Below are 18,745 nucleotides of genomic sequence, written 5' to 3' on the forward strand. Positions count from 1 at the left end.
GCTGGCTCCATCACAGACGTTTGAGGAGTTGGACCATCTCCATTGCCGTCAGGGCTGCATCAAAGCCCTTGTTGCCGGCTTTGGTGCCCGCCCGTTCGATGGCTTGCTCGATACTGTCCGTGGTGAGGATGCCGAAAATGACGGGCACGCCGGTATCCAGACCGACTTGCGCGATACCTTTCGCCGCCTCACCAGCAACGTAGTCGAAGTGTGGCGTACCTCCACGGATCACTGCGCCGAGACAGAGCACAGCCGAGAACTTGCCCGAACGTGCGATCTTTTGTGCGAGAAGGGGAATTTCGTAGGCGCCAGGGCTGTAGATCACCTGGATTTGCTCTTCCGTCGCGCCGTGGCGTTTCAGACCGTCGATGGCCCCTTGCTCCAGCTGCTGGGTAATAAAACTATTGAACCGCGATACCAGTAGGGCATAACGCTCGCCAGCACCAACCTGGAGGGTACCTTCAATATGCTCGATCATGGGTGTTTTCCTGTTTCGAGAAAGGGAAGTTGACCGACGATTTCGAGCCCGAAACCGCCAATACCACGATACTGAAACTGACTGTCACTGAGCACCACCGCTTGATGCACGCCGAGATCCGTAAGGATCTGCGCACCGATACCGAAGGTCCGCAAGATGCGGTGGGAGTCGCCGCTTTGACCCGGCCCCTTGGGACGCGCTGGTAACTCGGCAATTTGCGCGCGCAAGGTTTCCGCGTCCTCTGCGTGCTGCAGGTACACCAAGACGCCTGCCTCTTCCTGTGCCAAACGCGCCAGCGCCTGGGAAACGGGGCCTTGCGCACCGAGAAAGAGATCCGTGAGGGCTTTTCCCACCTGCACCCGCACCAGGACCGGCTCTTCGCGGGCCGCAGGATTTCCCTTGACGAGGGCAAAGTGGGTCTCTCCCGAGATCCAGTCCCGATACAGATGCAAGGTAAATTCGCCCCACGGGGTCTGCCAAGGACCACTCCCTTCGTGCCGCACAATACGCTCGCGCTCGAGCCGATAGCGAATGAGATCGGCAATCGTCCCCAACTTCAGCGCATGGCGCGCCGCATAGGGCAAGAGGTCTGGGAGACGCGCCATCTCGCCGTTTTCGTTGAGGATCTCACAGATGACGCCGGCCGGCTTGCAGCCCGCCAGGCGCGCCAAATCCACTGCCGCCTCCGTATGGCCGGCACGTACCAATACCCCACCCGGCTGCGCTGCCAACGGAAAGATGTGGCCGGGCATGACGATGTCCTGGGGGCCGGCATCGTCGGCAATGGCCGCTTGGATCGTCGTGGCTCGGTCGGCAGCGGAGATGCCGGTGCTCACTCCCCGTGCCGCCTCGATCGAGACGGTGAAGGCGGTACCCAGTTGCGCGGTATTGTGGCGGACCATCTGCGGCAGTTGCAGCTGCTCACAGCGTTCTTGCGTCAAGGGTAAGCAGACGAGGCCACGCGCCTCGCGCACCATGAAATTGATGGCATCGGGTGTGGCGTGCTCTGCTGCCAAAATCAAATCGCCCTCGTTTTCGCGATCCTCGTCATCCATCAAGATGACCATCCGGCCGGCGCGAATCTCTGCCAAGATTTCTTCTGTGGAGCTGATCCTGCGTTCTTCCGTCATCAACGGTATCCTTTCGCTGCCAAGCTTGCAGCATCGAGACGCGATTCTACCTTGCTTCGCCCCCCGTCGACCATGAGGCGCTCGAGGTAGCGCGCCAGAAGGTCCACTTCCAGGTTCAGGCGTTGCCCGGGCTTCCAGTAGCGTGCGGTGGTCTGGGCCAGACTGTGGGGGATCAGATTGAGATCGAAGCCATCTTCCTGCAACGCATTGACGGTGAGGCTGATGCCATCCACACAGATACTGCCCTTGCCGGCGATATAACGCCGCAACTCCGCTGGCACCTGCACTCGATAGACTTGGGAGCGGCCCGCCGGACGCGCCTGCAGCAGCGTTCCCACACCATCGACATGGCCAGCAACCAGATGCCCTCCCAAGCGATCCGCCAGGCGCAGGGCCTTTTCCAGATTGACTGGAGCGCCAGGACTCAGGTCACCGAGAATGCTGCGCTGGAGGGTTTCCAAAGAGACATCGACAGCGAAACGTTCTTTTTCCAGCGCCACTGCCGTCAGGCACACCCCGGAAACGGCAATGCTGTCGCCCAACTGCAGATCCGCCAAATCGAGGGCGCCAGCGGCAATCCAAAAGCGCTGATCGCCGCCTACATGCTCCCGCTTCTGCAGCGTGCCCACCGCCTGGATGATCCCAGTAAACATCAGATTGCCTCCCGACAGAGATAGCGCAACTTTACGTCCGCGCCCAGTGCGAGATTTTCCAGCAAGCGCCAGCGCGGAACCTCGCTGAGTCGCGCAACCGGGCCAAGCTCGGCAAAGGGACGGGCATCCCGCCCCAGAAGTAATGGGGCATAATACAGCAGATATTCGTCCACCAGATCAGCGGCCAAGAGACTACTGGCCAAACGCCCTCCCGCCTCCACCAGAACCTCATTGATTTCTTCTTGCACCAGAAGCTGCAGCAAAGCCGGGAAATCGACGCCGATTCCAGAATCTGCCGCAGGAAGAGCGAACAAGCGCGCGCCAGCAGCCAAAAGTTGATTTGCGTTGGCGCTATCATCCAGATCCTGGCGATGCACGACCCAAGTAACGCCTGGGCTGCGCAAGACCGCTGCCGTGGGAGGGGTGCGCAATCGACCATCAAGAATGATTTTGACTGGATAGCGCAGGAGCTTCTCCTCCATGCGTGGCGCAAGGCGGGGGTCATCGGCCAGCACCGTCCCCACCCCAACCAGGATCGCACTGGCCTGCGCCCGTTCCCGCTGCACATCGGCCCGCGCCGTTTCGCCGGTCAACCATTGACTCTCGCCGTTGGCCAATGCCACCTTGCCATCCAGACTGCTGGCCTGTTTGATTCGTATCCATGGGCGCTGGGCGCGCATCCGTTGGAAGAAACCGCGGTTCAGCCAAATGGCCTGCTCCTCCAGGCAGGACTGCACCACGCTGATACCAGCGGCACGCAGACGCGCGATCCCTGCACCACGCACCAGGGGATTGGGATCGACGGTGGCGACCACCACGCGCGAGATACCAGCGGCAATCACCGCGTCATTGCAGGGCGGCGTGCGACCCTGATGACTGCAGGGCTCAAGGGTTACATACAAAGTCGCCCCCCGTGCTCGCGCCCCTGCCTCCTGCAAGGCAAAGACTTCAGCATGGGCGCCGCCCGCCTGATGGTGTGCCCCTCGCCCGATCACCTCGCCGTCACGCACGACCAATGCGCCGACCCGGGGATTCGGATGCGTGCTGAATAGCCCCTGCTGCGCCAGCGCAAGGGCCGCGCGCATAAAATCGCGATCGCTTTGATCCGTGTCACTCATCATCAACGCGTTCGTCTTTTCGTTCTGGATCCAGCAGGGCCTGGATTTCGCTATTGAAGGCATGCAGATCATCGAAACGGCGATACACCGAGGCAAAGCGCACATAGGCAACCGGATCTAGATCGCGCAGGGCCGCCATCACCAAATCACCAATATGGCGTGCTGGAATTTCTCGCTCTGCCTGACTACGAATCTGTTTCTCGATCTCGCGCAGGGCGAGATCGATCTTCGCCATCGGTACTGGGCGCTTGCTCAGTGCCCGTTGCAAACCCGCCAGGAGCTTCTCTTGCCGATAGGGTTCCCGCCGACCATCCGCCTTGACCACCATGGGAAAGGCCAAGTCCGCCCGCTCGAAGGTGGTAAAGCGCTGGCCGCAGGCAGGGCACTCCCGTCGTCGACGCACGGATTCGCCATCATCGGCGATACGCGAGTCGACGACGCGGGTATCCTCATGCGCGCAAAAAGGGCAGTGCACCTTTAGCCATAGACCGGAAAACGCCGGCAGAGATCCACGATACGGCTCTGAACATTGTTCACCGCCGCCGCATCCGCATGGGCGTCCAGAACATCGGCGATGGCTGTGCCGAGGATCTCCATCTCTGGCTCGGCAAAGCCGCGAGTGGTAGCCGCAGGGGTACCAATACGAATGCCACTGGTGACCGCCGGCGGGCGGACATCGAAGGGCACCGCATTTTTGTTTACCGTGATGTTGGCATTGCCCAGGGCTTCCTCCGCCTCCTTTCCCGTCACCTTCTCGCCCAGATCAAGGAGAAAGAGATGATTATCGGTGCCACCAGAAACGGCCTGATACCCTCGCCCCCCCAGAACCGACGCCAGTCTTTGCGCATTGCGAATCACCTGCGCCTGGTAGCTCTTGAACTCCGGCTGCAGGGCTTCCTGAAATGCCACCGCCTTGCCCGCAATGACGTGCATCAATGGCCCGCCCTGAATACCGGGGAAAATGAGGGAATTGACCTTCTTCGCGTATTCTTCCCGGCAGAGAATCAAGCCACCGCGTGGGCCACGCAGGGTTTTGTGGGTGGTGGTGGTGACAAAATCGGCGTGCGGTACCGGACTGGGATGCAGCCCTGCCGCCACGAGCCCGGCAATATGCGCCATGTCCACCAGCAAATAAGCGTCGATGCTGCGTGCGATCTCGCCGATCCGCGCAAAATCAATGATCCGCGAATAGGCGCTGGCCCCCGCCACAATCATTTTGGGACGCTCCTGCTCCGCCTGCGCCGCCATGGCGTCGTAATCGATGCGCCCATCTTCGCGCCGCACACCGTAGGCCACGACATCGAAGACCTTACCCGACAGATTCACCTTGGCGCCATGCGTCAGATGTCCACCATGGGCCAGACTCATACCCATGATCTTGTCGCCCGGCTTGAGCACGGAGAAATAGACTGCCTGATTGGCCTGGGAGCCGGAATGCGGCTGTACATTCGCATGTTCGGCACCAAACAATTCCTTGGCACGATCAATGGCGAGCTGTTCGACGATGTCGACATACTCACAGCCACCATAGTAGCGCTTACCGGGGTAACCCTCCGCATATTTATTGGTAAGCACAGAACCTTGTGCCGCCATCACCATGGGGCTGGTGTAGTTTTCCGAAGCAATCAATTCAACATGGTCTTCTTGCCGAACCCGCTCCTTTTCCATGGCTTGCGCCAGGGCAGGGTCGAAATCGGCAAGGCGCTGGGAGGAAGAGAACATGGGGACTCCTGAGTCTAGAATTTTTCCTGGCCGAACAGTAGCAAGTCGCTGCCGTCAGGCTCAAGCGCAAAATCTGCAGTCTTCGCATGAAGGAGATTCAACTGGTTCGCACCTTCTGCGGCTGCACCTGCAACACCGGTAACTGCAGCGCCTTGCTTTCCCGCTTGCGCCGTGGCCGCTGTTTGTTGGCAAAAATGTCTTCGTAGGCCACATAAACGATCGGCGGCCCCAAGACCCAGACGAAGAGTGCAAGCCAGACCTGCGCAGGCAAAGGCAGAATCACACTGGCGATGAGGAGAATTGCCCAGAGGGCAATCAACGGATCGCGCAACTCCTGGCGAAACAGCAATGCCAAGGTGGTCTCCACTTCGGCTTCGATCCAGCCATGCCCTTTATGTAACGCCAAGGCCACGCCAAAAAATGCCGGGGAGAACCAAAAGTACGGCGTCATAGCGAGATCTGTGAGGCGCTCACTGAAACCCATCCACCAGCCCCAGAAGCCCGGTTCCTGCCCAATCTGCCAATTCCCCTGCACCCCACTGAGAAGGGCACCGAGCAGCACCGTTTCGCGCCCAAACTCAAAAAGCAATCCAAAGAGGGTAAGGATCATACCCCACAAAATTGCCACCCCCAAGGCATGACGCAGCTGCTCCCAGGAGTAGTCCTGACCATCACAGCGACCGGCGAGATAGAGCCCACCCAAGAGCCCCAGCGGGGCCAGACCATACATCAGCCAGAATGGCAACGGTAGAGCGGTGAGGGCCAAGGGCAGAAGCAGAAAGCGCGCCCAACGCCCCGGATGATCGCGCACGATCTCGGCGCCACCTCGCACCCAGCTTTCCATACGCTGCAGCCATTGCTTGGCCAAACCATAGCCCTCCATCGCCGTTCTCTTTTGACATTCTAGTGAAGGCAAGCTACAAACTCAAAGAAATATGGGATCTTGAGAATGACGCCGTGCAAGAAATGCCAGCCTTTCGTGAGCAGGTGCGACGCGCCCACGCCCAACTCATTCACCAAGTCGTATCTGCCTGTCACAATGCAGATCTCCGCCCGGCGCTGCAAGAAAGCCTGCGCGTCGCTCGGGCCAATGGTTGGGGTAGCCTGGCCGAACGGCTGGAACGGCTATTGGCGGGCGAGCGCGACGAAGCGATCTTGCTCGGCCTGGATGATGAGGATCGTATCGTCGTGGAAACCGTGCTGCAGGGCTTGCAGGACCCTGGCTCGTTGCCCAACCCTCAAAGCCGCCCGGACCCGAGCCTTGCTGCGCCCGGCATCGCGGGTGTTGTCGTTGCTGCCCAGAGAGGCGATACCCAGGCACTGCAATGGCTCGGGCAAATGGCCAGCCAGATGCAGCGCGCCGGAGGCGAAATGGCGCGACTGGGTGCTTGCCTTGCCCCGCTGTCGCAAGGCAAGACCGACGTCGAGCGCCTGAGCAAAGGACTGGGGGCAAGCACCCGCAGTCTGCTGCTGCAAATCGTCGAGGAAATACACAAGCTGCAGGCACAGTGACAGGCTTGAGCATCACCATCATCCTCCCTACCATGAGCGGAAATTTTGCAGCAGGAGAGTAGTATATGGCGACTGGCCCGCAGGTTGTGGAAGTAAACCTCGGCAATTTTGCTGAGGCAGTCGAAAAGGAATCGTTTCAGCGCCCGGTCCTGGTGGATTTCTGGGCACCCTGGTGTGGGCCCTGTCGCGCCCTCGGCCCGGTGTTGGAGCGCCTTGCCGAGGAAATGCAAGGAGCCTTCTTGCTGGCCAAAATCAACTCCGATGAAAATCCAGAGCTATCGCGCCAGTATTCCGTGCGTGGCATTCCCGCAGTCAAGGCCTTCCGCGATGGGCGGGTGGTGGATGAATTCACCGGCGCTCTGCCGGAATCTGCCCTGCGCCAGTTTCTCGACAAGATTTTGCCCAAGGCCGGCGATGAGCAGCGCAGGGCCGGCATGGAGGCATTGGCGCGGGGTGATACCGCCGCAGCAGAACAGGCCTTTCGCGCGGCGCTTGCGCAGGATGCACGGAATGACGAAGCACGCCTCGAACTTGCGCGCCTGTTGATGGGTCGCGGCGACCATAGCGCGGCGGAGACAGAGATCGCGGCCTTGAGTCCAGCCTTCCAGGCCAGCGAGGGTGTCGAAGCCCTGCGGGCTCTGGTGGAGTTTTCGACGGCGCTACGCGATGCGCCTCCGAGCGAGGAAATTGCCCGGCGGATGCGCGAGAGCAGCGGCGACGAGCAGGCGGAAGCCATGTACCAGCATGCCTTGCGTGAGCTGCTGCAGGGTCGGGAACAAGCCGCTTTGGAGCAACTCATCGAAATGGTGCAGCAGCATCGAAAATATGGTGACGATCTGGCACGCAAGACCCTGCTGAAAATATTCCTGCTCCTTGGCAAGGAGCATCCGTTGGTCAACGAATATCGCAGCAAACTAGCGCGGGCGCTATATTGAGCCTGTTTCCCTGACGGATCCGCTTTCGTCGCCCAGCCTCGCAAAGGCACATAAGGAGTATGACTTGATGGCAAGCCCCCTTCCTACCCTCCGTTTTTCCCAGCGTCGCGCGGTCATGACGGCGGCTGCCGTAGCCTACCTCCTTTCTGGCTGCGCACAAGGACAAGTGGCTGCGCCAGCGCCGATTGCCAGCGCCGCGCCAGTGGCCGCTGTCCCCCAAAGCACGCCATTGAAACCTTTGGTTGCCCTGCCGGATTTCACCCCGCTGATCGAGCGCTATGGGCCAACAGTGGTCAATATCAGCACCACCTCGGAGCAGGATATCCCCGGCGCCAGTAATCCCTTCCCGCCCGACTCGCCCTTCTATCGCTTCTTCCAACATTTTGGCGCTCCCAATGCACAAGGGAAAAGGCCACCGCAGGAAAAAGTCGAGTCTCTCGGTTCGGGCTTTATCATCAGCGGTGATGGCTACATCGTCACTGCGGCCCATGTCGTTCGCCATGCCAAACACATTATCGTGACTCTGGCGGATCATCACGCCTATCCGGCCAAGCTCATTGGCCTATCGGTACGCTACGACACCGCTCTCCTCAAGATCCAGGCTACTGGTCTGCCGACGGCGCCTATCGGCGATTCCAGTAATCTGAAGGTGGGACAATGGGTTCTGGCAGTAGGCACCCCCTTCGGTTTTTCCAATTCCGTCACCCAAGGGGTAGTCAGCGCTCTCGACCGTCCCCTGCCCGATGACGAATATATTCCCTTCATCCAAAGTGATGTGCCCATCAACCCCGGCAATTCGGGTGGCCCACTCTTCAACATGTTTGGGCAGGTGGTCGGCATCAACGACCAGATCTACACCAATAGCGGCGGCTATATGGGCTTGTCGTTCTCGATTCCCATCAACACGGTGATGTCGGTGGTGGACGATCTCAAGGCGCATCGCGCCATCCAGTTTGGCTATCTCGGGGTCGAAGTACAAAGTGTGACGCCAGATATGGCCGAGGCCCTGCACCTGAATGAGCCGGTGGGCGCCTTGGTGGCCTCTATCGAACCAGATAGCCCCGCTGCTCGCGCCGGGCTGCACGCTGGCGATGTCATCGTCACCTTCGCCGGCAAACCTGTCTATAGTGTTGGGCAACTTCCTTTACTGGTCGGCACGAAAAAACCGGGAACCCAAGTAGAAATCGGGATCCTGCGCAACGGCAAGGCGGTCAACCTGCCCATTACCGTTGGCGCCTTGCCAAGCCCAGAGAAAGCTGCGGAGATGGAGAGCAATCAAAGCGCAAAGACTTCCGTTCTCCAGATTCATCGCCTGGGGGTTTCGGCACGGCCCGCCCCTGCCAAGCTGATGCAAGAACTGGGGATCACGCGCGGAGTGGAGGTAGTCGACGTGCATCAGGGTGCAGCGGCAGAGGCCGGCATTCAACCGGGCATGATCATCGAACAGTTTGATCAAAAGCCCGTGCAGAACCCACAGCAGTTGCAAGCCTTGGTCAACGCCCTACCGGCCGACAGACCCATACCGGTCCTCATTCGCCAGGGCAAATCGAGCATCTTTATTGTCCTACGCTTACCGAAAAAAGGTGATTGACCGTTCAGCCGCGCGGGTGGTGCGCGGCATGTAACGCCTGCAAGCGCGCCTGGGCGATGTGGGTGTAGATCTCGGTGGTACTGAGCCGAGCATGCCCGAGCATCAGTTGCACACTGCGCAGATCGGCACCATGGTCAAGCAAGTGGGTGGCGAAGGCATGGCGCAAACTATGGGGAGAAAGCGAGCAGTGGATACTGGCGAGCTCAGCGTAGCGGCGAATGATCTGCCAAAAGCGCTGCCGAGTCATGGGTTCGGCCCGCTGGCTCAAGAATACCGCCGTCTGCGCCTGATTACGCAGGAGTAGAGGGCGCGCTTGACTCAGGTAGGCGCGGAGTAAGTCCTGCGCCCGTGCGCCCATCGGCACCAAGCGCTCTTTTCGGCCTTTGCCAAAGGTCTTCACCACGCCAGCCGAGACATCGACCTGGAACAATTCCAAACTCACCAACTCGGATACCCGTAACCCGGTGGCGTAGAGTAGCTCCAGCATGGTTGCGTCGCGCAGGCCCATAGGCTGCGATTGGTCGGGTATGGCAAGCAAGGCCTCAACTTCAGCTTCGGAGGGCACCTCCGGTAGGTGGCGCCCCAGACGGGGAGATTGCAGATCTCGGCTGGGATCCTGAGCAATCCATCCTTCGCGCAAGGCATGAGCATAAAAGCTACGCAGGCTGGAGAGTTGTCGCCGTAGACTGCGCAGTGCCGCACCAGCAGCAAGGCGCGCTGCAAGGAAGTTTGCCAGATCCGCATTACTCGCCTCGCACAGGCTTCGACTGCGCTCCTGCAGATATCCTCGCAGAGCCTCCAGATCTTGACCGTAGGCGCGCAAGGTCAGCGCCGTCAGGTTGCGCTCCAACCATAACGCATCAAGAAACTGCGCTATATCTGCGTCTGGGCTGGACGACCGCGCTTCAGTCAAGCGCATGGAAAACGCCTTCATGGCGGAGGAGGAATGCCTTATAGGCGAGCTCGGGACCCCTTCGTTTGCCCGCGTAGCCGCCGAGACCCTGTTTTGCGACGATGCGATGGCACGGGATGAGAATGGCAATAGGATTTTTGCGGCAGGCCTGGCCAACGGCTCGTGGCGCACTGTGCAAAGTATCGGCAAGCTCACCATAGCTGCGCACAATCCCTACAGGAATCTCTTGCAGGGCACGCCAGACACGCTGCTGAAAAGGAGTTCCCACTGCCTGCAGGGGGAGTTGCAAAAGCAAGCGCTCATACACGGCAAAATCCCCTGCGGCATAGGCTCCAAGGGCTTGCGCGACAGCGTGTTGCGCCGGGAGGAAGGGCAGATCCATTGCCACGTCTGGCGCAGGGCTTAGTCCAGTGAGCACGACACCGTGAAATTCAAGCACCAGCGTGCCCAAGCCAGCGACGGCGTAGAGCCAGCGACGGCTCACTCCGGATACAAGCGGAGGAAAACCAGGGGGTGAATCCATAACAGAGGTCCAGAGAGTTCTTGAGTCGCAACCTGCGTTTCTTGCCAATGCGCCCAAAACGAGACTGCGGGATCGGGATGCATATCAAGCTGCTGTTCCGCGCGCCGCTGATACCAGGCACGCAAAGCCTCCTCTCCCAAGGCTTGAACCTGCAGCACCCGTTGCCAATCTTCCCGGTACGTCTGCGCCACATGCGCTTCGGACAAGGCATGCCGGAAGGCGGCGAGCTCGGTGTATCCCGGCCAATTTTGCTGCGCTTCCCAGCCGGCGAAGCGAAATAGATCGGCAGCGGCGCTGAACAAGATGCGGCGACAGCGACGCAAACTCCGGTGCGGCATTTGTAGCACCGCAGCCAGCCACAGATAGAGTTGCCCCAAAGCCTCCAGCTGAGCACCTGCCGGATATTCCAGAATCATCAAACCCAAGGCCAGAAACAGCTGCCGCAGGGCGGCTATGGGTTGATCTCCCATCCCTCGCAGATGCTCCATATAAGCGCTGAGGTCCCGTTCCCGCAAGCTCTGCAGCAATGCCTTCCCACTATCCGTGCGGCGCTCCGCACGCGCCTCGGGGACAACGACTGCACAGGCCTCGGGGAGATGCCAGTGCTGTTCCAATGCAGCAAGGGTGAAGGGCACGAAATCCGTGCTGGACACGGTGGCGCCCAATTGCCCCCAGACGTGCAAGAGGGTACTGCGCAAGCCATGGGCATAGCCATCCTCCGCCACGCGCAGGCGCAAACGATCAATGATCAGGTGCCGGGCCTTGACATCGTCCGCCATGCTGCGTAGTCGCGGCAGAAGGCGCTGTATGTCCTTTTTTTCCACGGCCTCGGCAAGAATGTCGAGTTCCATGTCGATGGGTAATGGGTTGTCCGGGACGACGTGCAACCAGTTTTCGGGGATGCTCTGCTCTGCCTGCTCGGCCGCCGTCGGCAACTGCTTTGCTGCCACCCTTCCCGGCAGGGCATTGGCCGCCAACACGAAACTGAGTTGGGCGAGCCAGCGACGACAAGATTGATCGCTCACCTGCCCCTGGGATAAGGGCAGGCCTTCCTGCAGCAAAAGGGATTGAAGGGCCCGACGCGAAGATGCGTCAGCCCAGATGCGGTCCTGTTCCGCCGCCGCAGCCATCCGCCACTGCGTAAGCAAGGCGGTAGACTGCACTGCGCTCATCAACCGAGCTTTTCGCGAATACGGGCTGCCTTGCCAGAGAGTTCGCGCAGGTAGTAGAGCTTGGCGCGCCGTACGTCACCGCGACGCTTCACTTCCACCTTGGAGACCAGCGGAGAATGCACGGGAAATACCCGTTCCACGCCCTCACCACTGGAGATTTTGCGCACCGTGAAGGAAGAATGAACCCCCCGGTTGCGGCGCGCGATGCATAGGCCCTCAAAGACCTGAATACGCTCCCGCTCGCCTTCCTTCACACGCACGTGTACGGCGACGGTATCGCCCGCGATAAAATCGGGGATTTCGCTTTGGGCCTGTTCCTGATTGATTTCGTCGATGATGTTCACAGCACTTCTCCTTCACACCCTGCCACTTTCGTCCAAGCCCTCTGCTTCTTGCAGACAGCGTATATCCTCTGCCGACAGCTGGCGCTGCCCCCACAGATCCGGGCGCCGCGCCCGCGTGCGCAACAAAGACTGCCCATGCCGCCAGCGCGCGATGCGTGCGTGATCGCCAGACAACAACACCGACGGTACAGCAACCCCCGCCCAGGACTCTGGCCGGGTGTAATGGGGGCAATCCAACAACTCCGCGGCGGCGAAACTGTCTTCCTGTGCTGATGCCTCGTGCCCCAAAAAACCGGGCAACAAACGCGCCGTTGCCTCGATCAGGACCAGCGCTGGCAACTCCCCCCCGGCAAGCACGTAGTCCCCCAGCGACCACTCCTCGTCGACCTGCGCCATGACCCGCTCATCGATACCCTCGTAGCGGCCAGCCAAGAGAATCATCCCCCGGCGCGCACTGAAGCGCTGGCAATCTTCCTGGCGCAGAGGACGCCCCTGCGGCGACAGGTAGGCAACTGGCGCCGCGACGTTCTCTTTCCGCGCCGCCGCAATGGCGGCCAAGAGTGGCGGTGCCATCATCAGCATTCCCGGACCACCCCCAAAGGGTCGATCATCCACCCGCTGATGCGGCAACGTGCTGAAATCGCGCGGATTCCACACCCGCAGATCCAACAGACCACGCTGCCGTCCCCGTGCCAGGACCCCAGCCTGGAAATAACTCTCGATCAGCTCCGGAAAAATACTGATGACATCGAAACGCATCACCAGTCCTTTTCCCAGTCCAGTTCGATCCGGCGCCTTTCACTATCGACCTGAACCTCGGCAGTCCAGGGAATCAGGCGTTCTGCGCCTTCCACATCCTGTACCACGAGGACATCGTTGGCACCGGTTTCCAGCAAATCCTTCACTTCCCCGAGCAACACTGCAGCGCGGTTGAACACCTGCATGCCGATCAGATCGCGCCAGTAATACTCACCCTGCGGCAGAGGCGGCAGAGCCGACGCTGGAACGGCAATCTCTTGCCCGATCAGTGCCCGGGCGCCCTCACGATCATCCACCCCCTGCAACTGCGCGATGACAGCACCAGCCTGCAGGCCACCGGACAGGACGGAATAGGGTCGGTGCGCAGATCCCACATACCAAAGCGGATGCGCAAGGATCCCATCACGTTCTTCCGTGTAAGAAAAGACTTTGACCGCACCACGGATACCATACAGGCCAGAAATGCGGCCCAATGGTACCCACGCCTCCGTCTCAGCCGGCGCTGACACCCGCTTTGCTCACGCCTTCTGCCTTGAGGAAGCGCGCCACGGTATCGGACGGCTGGGCCCCCTGCGCCAGCCAGTATGCTGCGCGTTCCTTGTCGATGCGCAGCTCCGAAGGATTGCTGACAGGATTGTAGAAACCAAGACGCTCAATAAAACGTCCGTCACGCCGCGCCCGACTATCGGCCACCACAATGTGGTAGAAGGGCCGCTTCTTGGCGCCACCCCGAGCCATCCGAATCACCACCATATCCGATCCTCACGAAAGTACTCTGCCGCAACCGGCGCGGCGGGAAAGGCGCGAATCATAACCAAAAATTCTGCTCATTGAAAGGGCAGACCACCTTTCATCAGATTGCGCGGATTCATCCCCAGCAAGCGTCCAAGTCCCTTGCCGCCCTTGCCCATCTTTTTGAACATTTTCTGCATCATCTCAAATTGCTTGAGCAACTTGTTGACCTCAGCCACAGTGGTGCCGGAGCCTGCGGCGATGCGCCGACGACGCGACGCCTTGATAATTTCCGGGTGATGCCGTTCGTCCATGGTCATGGAGTTGATGATCGCCTCCAGGCGGCGCATGGGTTTCTTGTCCTGCAGCGCGCCCTGGGCCTCGCTGGATAATTCGCCCATTCCCGGCAGCTTGTCGAGGATGCTGCCCAAGCCCCCCATGCGCTCGACCTGCCGCAGCTGCTCACGAAAATCCTCGAGATCAAAGCCCTTACCCTTGCGGAGTTTGTCGGTCATGCGCTGCGCTTGTTCCAGGTCGACATCCTGCTGCACCTGCTCGACCAAACTGACGATATCGCCCATGCCGAGAATCCGCGACGCCATCCGTTCGGGGTGAAAGGCCTCGAGGCCCTTGCGCACTTTTTCCCCGACCCCCAGGAACTTGATGGGCTTGCCGGTGATGGCGCGAATCGATAGGGCAGCACCACCGCGCGCGTCACCATCAGCCTTGGTCAAAATCACCCCCGTCAGCGGCAGGGCGCTATCAAACGCCTTGGCAGTATTGACGGCGTCCTGGCCCGTCATGGCATCGACCACAAACAGCAGCTCCGTTGGCTGTACCGTCGCTGTCAGGGCCTTGGCTTCCGCCATCATCTCTTCGTCGACGTGTAAGCGGCCGGCGGTGTCGACGATCAACACGTCGACCACCTGCTTGCGCGCAGCGTCCAGGGCATCCCGCGCGATTTGTACCGGCGCCTGACTTGGATGACTGGGGAATACTTCGACTTCAATGTCGCGTCCGAGGCTGGCCAGCTGTTCCATGGCGGCAGGCCGGTAGACGTCAGTACTGACGAGGAGGACACGCTTCTTCTCCCGCTCCTTGAGCCAGAGCGCGAGCTTGGCGCTAGTCGTGGTTTTTCCCGACCCCTGCAATCCCGCCATCAGAATGACCACCGGGGGTCGAGCCTGGAGATCCAGCCGATCATTGTGGGTGCCCATCAGATGGGTGAGCTCGTCGTTCACAATCTTGATGAAGACCTGACCGGGACTGAGGCTGCGCAGCACTTCTTCGCCCAACGCTTTCTGGCGGACTTGCGCAATGAAGTCCTTGACCACGGGCAGGGCAACGTCCGCCTCCAGCAATGCCATGCGTACATCGCGCAGGGCGTCGCGAATATTGTCCTCGCTGAGCCGCGCCTGACCACGCAAGGCCTTGAAACTCTGATTGAGACGTTGACTAAGGGATTCGAACATGGGCACCTCGGTAAAGCGGTGCTTCATTTTGCGCGCTCAGTCCAGAGGGTGCAACGGAAGGGGAAAAGAGATGCATCTTGCACAGACCAACGCCTCCCCGTAGCATCATGAAGATAACGCATAAGGGGAATCAACATGGCGAGTCGCCTGGGGTCCTGGTTTTATTCGCTAACGCAATTCATCATTACCATTCTGACCCTGGCACTGTTGTTCGTTGGCGCCATTGAGGTCTTTCATCTGTTGGAATACGGGGATTTCGTCGACCCCATCACATGGCTCTGGCATGGTTTTCGCGTCTATGTCCTCAAACACCCCTTCCTGAATTGGCTCTAGCACTGAGTCTGGCCTTCCTTCTCTTGGAGAGCGGGGGCAGGCATGGCAGAATGCGAGGCAAGAATCACTCACGGGCAAGGCTTTCATGGCGGTCGTTCAGCGTCACCACGATGTCCTCATTCAGCGTTTGAGTCGTCACAGTGCCAACTATCGGGATCCTTTGGAAGAAATCCCCTGGGATACCCTGGATCCAGAGCAGGCTTGGTTGCCGGATGCATTGCTCTCTTTGTATGGTCTCCCAGAATTTGAGGCGCTGACGGCAGAAGAACGAATCCGTTTGTCGCAGGTCGAATTCGTCTCCTTCTGTGAGCTCGGGCTCTGGCTGGAGGCGCTCTTCATCCAACGTCTGGGAAGCCACTCCCTGCAGCATCTGTACGGCGACGTTCACAGCTACCATTATCAGCTGCATGAGTTGCGCGAAGAGGTAGGACACAGTCTCATGTTCCTGGAGTTGCAGCAGCGCGCCCAGCTGCCGCTCATGACCCCCCCGGCGCAACGACCCCGGCTAGCCAGCTGGTTTGCGCGTCTCGCACCAGAAGGGTCGGCGGCTTTCTGGGCAACGATTCTGATTGGTGAGAATGTTCCCGACCAGATGAACCGTTCCATTTTGAGCGAGAAAAGTCTGCCCGCGGCGGTCCTGGGTATTACCCAGCTACACCGCCGCGAGGAGGCGCGGCACATGGCCTTTGCACGGATCACCGTACAGCGTCGCAGCCGCGGCTTGAGCCGCCTGCAACGACGCCTGCTCAGCCCTTTGCTGCGGGAAGTGATGCGGCAATTTCTGCACACTACCTTTTTCCCCGTCCCAGCAGTCTATGCCGCGGCAGGCCTGGATTCCGCGCAGCGCCTGGCCCGTAGGGCCCGCCAGAATCCGCATCGCATGCAATTGATGCACGCCTGTGCAGAACCCAGCCGCGAGTTTCTGAGAAGCCAAGGATTTATCGTATGAGTGAACGCTCCAGCAAAATGCTCTTTCCCCTCGGCACCATCCTGCTCTCTCCGGATGCGCAGAGCATTTTTGCAGCCGGAGAGATCGATCCCCAGGAATTGCTCCGCCGCCACGTCACCGGCGACTGGGAGGACAGTATGGACGACGATCTGCGCCGCGCGAGTCTGCTCGCCATCGACAACGGGGGCATCATCGTCAGCACCTGGCAGATCGGTGGCTATACTTTATGGGTACGCACGGATGCATCGCGCAGTTCTACCGTGATGGATATTCCCTTGGATCACTGAGGTCTTGAGCATGGACATCATCACCGTCGCTACCCAGGCTTTCCCCGACCAACGGCCGGGCACCTCCGGTTTGCGCAAAAAGGTTACGGTGTTCCAGCAAGCGCATTACCTGGAAAATTTTGTGCAGGCCATATTCGACGCGATTCCTGACCGTAGTGGCAAAACACTGGTCCTTGGCGGCGACGGGCGCTATTACAATCGCGAGGCGATCCAGACGATCATCAAAATGGCTGTCGCCAATGATTGGGGAGAGCTGATCATTGGCTGCCAAGGGCTTTTCTCCACCCCCGCCGTGTCCCACGCGATCCGCCACTATCATGCTCGCGGCGGCATCATTCTGAGCGCCTCCCACAATCCTGCCGGGCCGGACCACGATTTTGGCATCAAATTCAATGGCGAAAACGGCGGGCCAGCAAGCGAAACCCTGACCGAGCAGATCTGGGCCGGCAGCAAGACCATCAGTGCCTACCGAATCGCGCAGATAGAAGATATCGACATCGACCGCAAACAGGAACTGCAGCTCGGCACCACTCGCGTGCGGATCATCGATCCGGTTTCCGACTACGCGGATCTCATGGAGCGGATCTTTGACTTCCCGGCCTTGACACAGCTGCTGCAAGGTTCCTTCCGCATGCGCTTCGATGCCTTGCATGCCATCACCGGACCCTACGCGCGGGAAATCTTTGAGCGCCGGCTTGGCGCGCCGGAGGGAACCGTGCAAAATGCCATTCCCCTCCCGGATTTCGGCGGTGGCCATCCCGACCCCAATCTGGTCTACGCCAAGCCTCTCGCTGATCTGATGTTTTCGGATCAGGCACCGGACTTTGGCGCCGCTTCCGATGGCGATGGCGATCGCAACATGATCCTGGGCCGCAATACCTTCGTGACGCCCAGCGATTCCCTCGCTGTTCTTACCGCCCAAGCAGCTTGTATCCCCGCCTACAGCACTGGCTTGCATGGGGTGGCACGTTCCATGCCGACCAGTCAGGCTGCTGACGTGGTGGCGGAAGCCTTGGGAATCGAACACTTCGAAACCCCCACCGGGTGGAAATTCTTTGGCAACCTCCTCGATGCGGGGCGCATCACCTTCTGCGGCGAAGAGAGTTTTGGTACGGGATCCGACCATGTGCGCGAAAAGGATGGGCTCTGGGCAGTTCTCGCCTGGCTCTCGGTACTCGCCCACAGCGGAAAGTCCGTGCAAGAAATTCTCACCGCACATTGGCAGCGTTTTGGTCGCCATTACTACACGCGGCATGATTATGAGGAATTGCCCAGCGCGGTCGCCGAGGAGATGCTGGGTGGTCTGCGAGCGCAGCTGCCTGTCCTGCCAGGCCAACTGCTGGCGGGCCGCGAGGTGCAAACGGCCGATGACTTTTCCTATACCGACCCCATTGATGGCAGCATCAGTACGCAGCAGGGATTACGCATTCTGTTCAGCGATGGAGCCCGCCTGATCTTTCGCCTGTCCGGTACCGGTACCGCTGGTGCAACGCTGCGGATCTATCACGAGGCCTTTGAACGCGACCCGGCGCTGTTGCAACGCGATCCACAGCGTTACCTCGCTGCGCTCATCCAACTAGGCAAAGACTTGACGCGATTGGAACCCCTTTCTGGCCGCAAGGCCCCCACCGTGATCACCTAACGGAGGTAACGCATGGATTACGATACAGACAATGGTTTGAGTTATGGTGCCCTGGGCGCGGCCCTCGCGGCTGGCGCCCTGGCAGGGGCAGTTGCCGCTCTGTTATTCGCACCACAAAGTGGCGAGCGCACCCGCGAGCAACTGCGCCATCAGGCGAATCGCGCCTGGGATCGCGTCGCCGCGTCGCGCGAGCGCATCAATGAACGGGTCGAGGAGTTACTCGACACGATTGCCATCTACAGCGAAGAGTTGGTAGAAAAAGGCAAGGATATCAGCGAGAAGGAACGTCAACGCCTGAACGATGGCATCGCGCTCGCGCGCCACGAGCTGGATCGTTTGCGTCGCAAGCTCTCGCGCCTCGATTGACCATTGCCACTCCGCGCAGCTATTCTACCGGCTTCGGGGAGTGGCGCAGCCTGGTAGCGCGCCTGCTTTGGGAGCAGGATGTCGCAGGTTCGAATCCTGTCTCCCCGACCAAAT

At 60.0% G+C, this 18,745-nt stretch carries 23 protein-coding genes and 1 tRNA gene; 9 read left to right on the plus strand and 15 right to left on the minus strand.

Annotated elements, in window-relative coordinates; all coding sequences use genetic code 11:
- Window positions 1-10 precede the first annotated feature (10 nt).
- The 7 genes from ribH to M5D89_RS00725 all read right to left on the minus strand — a co-directional run bounded on the left by ribH (window position 11) and on the right by M5D89_RS00725 (window position 5,969).
- The gene (gene ribH, locus M5D89_RS00695; RefSeq protein ID WP_248883820.1) at window positions 11-478 is read right to left on the minus strand and encodes a 6,7-dimethyl-8-ribityllumazine synthase; all 468 of its coding nucleotides are present in this window, start codon (window positions 476-478) and stop codon (window positions 11-13) included.
- Window positions 475-1,608 (minus strand): 3,4-dihydroxy-2-butanone-4-phosphate synthase, encoded by a 1,134-nt coding sequence (ribB, locus tag M5D89_RS00700; RefSeq protein ID WP_248883821.1) that lies wholly within the window; start codon window positions 1,606-1,608, stop codon window positions 475-477. The genes ribH and ribB overlap by 4 nt, the downstream gene beginning before the upstream one ends.
- On the minus strand, window positions 1,608-2,261 hold the full coding sequence (locus M5D89_RS00705; protein ID WP_248883822.1) for a riboflavin synthase: 654 nt from the start codon (window positions 2,259-2,261) through the stop codon (window positions 1,608-1,610). Before M5D89_RS00705 ends, ribB begins: the two co-directional genes overlap by 1 nt.
- Window positions 2,261-3,382, minus strand: coding sequence for a bifunctional diaminohydroxyphosphoribosylaminopyrimidine deaminase/5-amino-6-(5-phosphoribosylamino)uracil reductase RibD (gene ribD / locus M5D89_RS00710; RefSeq protein WP_248883823.1), 1,122 nt, complete (start codon window positions 3,380-3,382; stop codon window positions 2,261-2,263). Before ribD ends, M5D89_RS00705 begins: the two co-directional genes overlap by 1 nt.
- A complete protein-coding gene (gene nrdR / locus M5D89_RS00715) occupies window positions 3,372-3,854 on the minus strand; it encodes a transcriptional regulator NrdR (RefSeq protein WP_248883824.1) in 483 nt (160 codons plus the stop codon). The genes ribD and nrdR overlap by 11 nt, the downstream gene beginning before the upstream one ends.
- 2 nt (window positions 3,855-3,856) lie before the next feature.
- Window positions 3,857-5,101: a serine hydroxymethyltransferase gene (glyA, locus tag M5D89_RS00720; protein WP_248883825.1), complete on the minus strand. Its 1,245-nt coding sequence runs from the start codon at window positions 5,099-5,101 to the stop codon at window positions 3,857-3,859.
- 97 nt (window positions 5,102-5,198) lie between these two features.
- On the minus strand, window positions 5,199-5,969 hold the full coding sequence (locus M5D89_RS00725) for a hypothetical protein (RefSeq protein WP_248883826.1): 771 nt from the start codon (window positions 5,967-5,969) through the stop codon (window positions 5,199-5,201).
- A gap of 98 nt (window positions 5,970-6,067) precedes the next feature.
- Between M5D89_RS00725 and M5D89_RS00730 the strand changes: the two genes are divergently transcribed.
- The 3 genes from M5D89_RS00730 to M5D89_RS00740 all read left to right on the plus strand — a co-directional run bounded on the left by M5D89_RS00730 (window position 6,068) and on the right by M5D89_RS00740 (window position 9,139).
- Window positions 6,068-6,613: a hypothetical protein gene (locus M5D89_RS00730; protein WP_248886413.1), complete on the plus strand. Its 546-nt coding sequence runs from the start codon at window positions 6,068-6,070 to the stop codon at window positions 6,611-6,613.
- 65 nt (window positions 6,614-6,678) lie between these two features.
- On the plus strand, window positions 6,679-7,548 hold the full coding sequence (trxA, locus tag M5D89_RS00735) for a thioredoxin (protein ID WP_248883827.1): 870 nt from the start codon (window positions 6,679-6,681) through the stop codon (window positions 7,546-7,548).
- A gap of 67 nt (window positions 7,549-7,615) precedes the next feature.
- Window positions 7,616-9,139: a Do family serine endopeptidase gene (locus M5D89_RS00740; RefSeq protein WP_248883828.1), complete on the plus strand. Its 1,524-nt coding sequence runs from the start codon at window positions 7,616-7,618 to the stop codon at window positions 9,137-9,139.
- 4 nt (window positions 9,140-9,143) lie between these two features.
- Here M5D89_RS00740 and xerD read toward each other — a convergent pair whose 3' ends face one another.
- The 8 genes from xerD to ffh form a co-directional block, all read right to left on the minus strand.
- The gene (xerD, locus tag M5D89_RS00745; protein ID WP_248883829.1) at window positions 9,144-10,058 is read right to left on the minus strand and encodes a site-specific tyrosine recombinase XerD; all 915 of its coding nucleotides are present in this window, start codon (window positions 10,056-10,058) and stop codon (window positions 9,144-9,146) included.
- Window positions 10,045-10,536 (minus strand): methylated-DNA--[protein]-cysteine S-methyltransferase, encoded by a 492-nt coding sequence (locus tag M5D89_RS00750; protein WP_248883830.1) that lies wholly within the window; start codon window positions 10,534-10,536, stop codon window positions 10,045-10,047. The genes xerD and M5D89_RS00750 overlap by 14 nt, the downstream gene beginning before the upstream one ends.
- Window positions 10,533-11,747 carry a hypothetical protein gene (locus M5D89_RS00755; protein WP_248883831.1) on the minus strand — a complete coding sequence of 405 codons (1,215 nt, stop codon included), beginning with the start codon at window positions 11,745-11,747 and terminating at the stop codon, window positions 10,533-10,535. Before M5D89_RS00755 ends, M5D89_RS00750 begins: the two co-directional genes overlap by 4 nt.
- On the minus strand, window positions 11,747-12,091 hold the full coding sequence (gene rplS / locus M5D89_RS00760) for a 50S ribosomal protein L19 (protein WP_248883832.1): 345 nt from the start codon (window positions 12,089-12,091) through the stop codon (window positions 11,747-11,749). The genes M5D89_RS00755 and rplS overlap by 1 nt, the downstream gene beginning before the upstream one ends.
- Window positions 12,092-12,103: 12 nt before the next feature.
- Complete coding sequence (gene trmD / locus M5D89_RS00765; protein WP_248886414.1) at window positions 12,104-12,850, minus strand: tRNA (guanosine(37)-N1)-methyltransferase TrmD; 747 nt, start codon at window positions 12,848-12,850, stop codon at window positions 12,104-12,106.
- A complete protein-coding gene (gene rimM / locus M5D89_RS00770) occupies window positions 12,850-13,323 on the minus strand; it encodes a ribosome maturation factor RimM (protein WP_248883833.1) in 474 nt (157 codons plus the stop codon). The genes trmD and rimM overlap by 1 nt, the downstream gene beginning before the upstream one ends.
- 19 nt (window positions 13,324-13,342) lie before the next feature.
- A complete protein-coding gene (rpsP, locus tag M5D89_RS00775) occupies window positions 13,343-13,603 on the minus strand; it encodes a 30S ribosomal protein S16 (protein WP_248883834.1) in 261 nt (86 codons plus the stop codon).
- 74 nt (window positions 13,604-13,677) lie between these two features.
- Window positions 13,678-15,054 (minus strand): signal recognition particle protein, encoded by a 1,377-nt coding sequence (gene ffh, locus M5D89_RS00780; protein ID WP_248883835.1) that lies wholly within the window; start codon window positions 15,052-15,054, stop codon window positions 13,678-13,680.
- A 135-nt stretch (window positions 15,055-15,189) separates the two neighbouring features.
- Here ffh and M5D89_RS00785 point away from each other — a divergent pair, with 135 nt between their 5' ends.
- The 6 genes from M5D89_RS00785 to M5D89_RS00810 all read left to right on the plus strand — a co-directional run bounded on the left by M5D89_RS00785 (window position 15,190) and on the right by M5D89_RS00810 (window position 18,742).
- Entirely contained in the window at window positions 15,190-15,387 is a 198-nt protein-coding gene (locus M5D89_RS00785; RefSeq protein ID WP_248883836.1) for a hypothetical protein, read from the plus strand.
- A gap of 85 nt (window positions 15,388-15,472) precedes the next feature.
- Window positions 15,473-16,336 carry a diiron oxygenase gene (locus tag M5D89_RS00790; RefSeq protein ID WP_248883837.1) on the plus strand — a complete coding sequence of 288 codons (864 nt, stop codon included), beginning with the start codon at window positions 15,473-15,475 and terminating at the stop codon, window positions 16,334-16,336.
- Window positions 16,333-16,623: a hypothetical protein gene (locus tag M5D89_RS00795; RefSeq protein ID WP_248883838.1), complete on the plus strand. Its 291-nt coding sequence runs from the start codon at window positions 16,333-16,335 to the stop codon at window positions 16,621-16,623. Before M5D89_RS00790 ends, M5D89_RS00795 begins: the two co-directional genes overlap by 4 nt.
- A 10-nt stretch (window positions 16,624-16,633) precedes the next feature.
- Window positions 16,634-18,265 carry an alpha-D-glucose phosphate-specific phosphoglucomutase gene (locus M5D89_RS00800; RefSeq protein ID WP_248883839.1) on the plus strand — a complete coding sequence of 544 codons (1,632 nt, stop codon included), beginning with the start codon at window positions 16,634-16,636 and terminating at the stop codon, window positions 18,263-18,265.
- A gap of 12 nt (window positions 18,266-18,277) precedes the next feature.
- Window positions 18,278-18,631, plus strand: a complete 354-nt coding sequence (locus M5D89_RS00805; protein WP_248883840.1) for a YtxH domain-containing protein — start codon at window positions 18,278-18,280, stop codon at window positions 18,629-18,631.
- Window positions 18,632-18,665: 34 nt separating this feature from the next.
- Window positions 18,666-18,742, plus strand: a tRNA-Pro gene (locus M5D89_RS00810).
- Window positions 18,743-18,745 lie beyond the last annotated feature (3 nt).

It is taken from the genome of Acidithiobacillus acidisediminis (genome assembly GCF_023277115.1).
In the GTDB taxonomy this organism is placed as follows: domain Bacteria; phylum Pseudomonadota; class Gammaproteobacteria; order Acidithiobacillales; family Acidithiobacillaceae; genus Igneacidithiobacillus; species Igneacidithiobacillus acidisediminis.

What these genes read in the sequence shown, in the direction of transcription:
- ribH (WP_248883820.1), bottom strand. Translation starts at nt 478, where the DNA reads ATGATCGAGCATATTGAAGGTACCCTCCAGGTTGGTGCTGGCGAGCGT.
- ribB (WP_248883821.1), bottom strand. Translation starts at nt 1,608, where the DNA reads ATGACGGAAGAACGCAGGATCAGCTCCACAGAAGAAATCTTGGCAGAG.
- M5D89_RS00705 (WP_248883822.1), bottom strand. Translation starts at nt 2,261, where the DNA reads ATGTTTACTGGGATCATCCAGGCGGTGGGCACGCTGCAGAAGCGGGAG.
- ribD (WP_248883823.1), bottom strand. Translation starts at nt 3,382, where the DNA reads ATGATGAGTGACACGGATCAAAGCGATCGCGATTTTATGCGCGCGGCC.
- glyA (WP_248883825.1), bottom strand. Translation starts at nt 5,101, where the DNA reads ATGTTCTCTTCCTCCCAGCGCCTTGCCGATTTCGACCCTGCCCTGGCG.
- M5D89_RS00730 (WP_248886413.1), top strand. Translation starts at nt 6,068, where the DNA reads ATGCCAGCCTTTCGTGAGCAGGTGCGACGCGCCCACGCCCAACTCATT.
- trxA (WP_248883827.1), top strand. Translation starts at nt 6,679, where the DNA reads ATGGCGACTGGCCCGCAGGTTGTGGAAGTAAACCTCGGCAATTTTGCT.
- M5D89_RS00740 (WP_248883828.1), top strand. Translation starts at nt 7,616, where the DNA reads ATGGCAAGCCCCCTTCCTACCCTCCGTTTTTCCCAGCGTCGCGCGGTC.
- xerD (WP_248883829.1), bottom strand. Translation starts at nt 10,058, where the DNA reads ATGCGCTTGACTGAAGCGCGGTCGTCCAGCCCAGACGCAGATATAGCG.
- M5D89_RS00755 (WP_248883831.1), bottom strand. Translation starts at nt 11,747, where the DNA reads ATGAGCGCAGTGCAGTCTACCGCCTTGCTTACGCAGTGGCGGATGGCT.
- trmD (WP_248886414.1), bottom strand. Translation starts at nt 12,850, where the DNA reads ATGCGTTTCGATGTCATCAGTATTTTTCCGGAGCTGATCGAGAGTTAT.
- rpsP (WP_248883834.1), bottom strand. Translation starts at nt 13,603, where the DNA reads ATGGTGGTGATTCGGATGGCTCGGGGTGGCGCCAAGAAGCGGCCCTTC.
- ffh (WP_248883835.1), bottom strand. Translation starts at nt 15,054, where the DNA reads ATGTTCGAATCCCTTAGTCAACGTCTCAATCAGAGTTTCAAGGCCTTG.
- M5D89_RS00785 (WP_248883836.1), top strand. Translation starts at nt 15,190, where the DNA reads ATGGCGAGTCGCCTGGGGTCCTGGTTTTATTCGCTAACGCAATTCATC.
- M5D89_RS00790 (WP_248883837.1), top strand. Translation starts at nt 15,473, where the DNA reads ATGGCGGTCGTTCAGCGTCACCACGATGTCCTCATTCAGCGTTTGAGT.
- M5D89_RS00795 (WP_248883838.1), top strand. Translation starts at nt 16,333, where the DNA reads ATGAGTGAACGCTCCAGCAAAATGCTCTTTCCCCTCGGCACCATCCTG.
- M5D89_RS00800 (WP_248883839.1), top strand. Translation starts at nt 16,634, where the DNA reads ATGGACATCATCACCGTCGCTACCCAGGCTTTCCCCGACCAACGGCCG.
- M5D89_RS00805 (WP_248883840.1), top strand. Translation starts at nt 18,278, where the DNA reads ATGGATTACGATACAGACAATGGTTTGAGTTATGGTGCCCTGGGCGCG.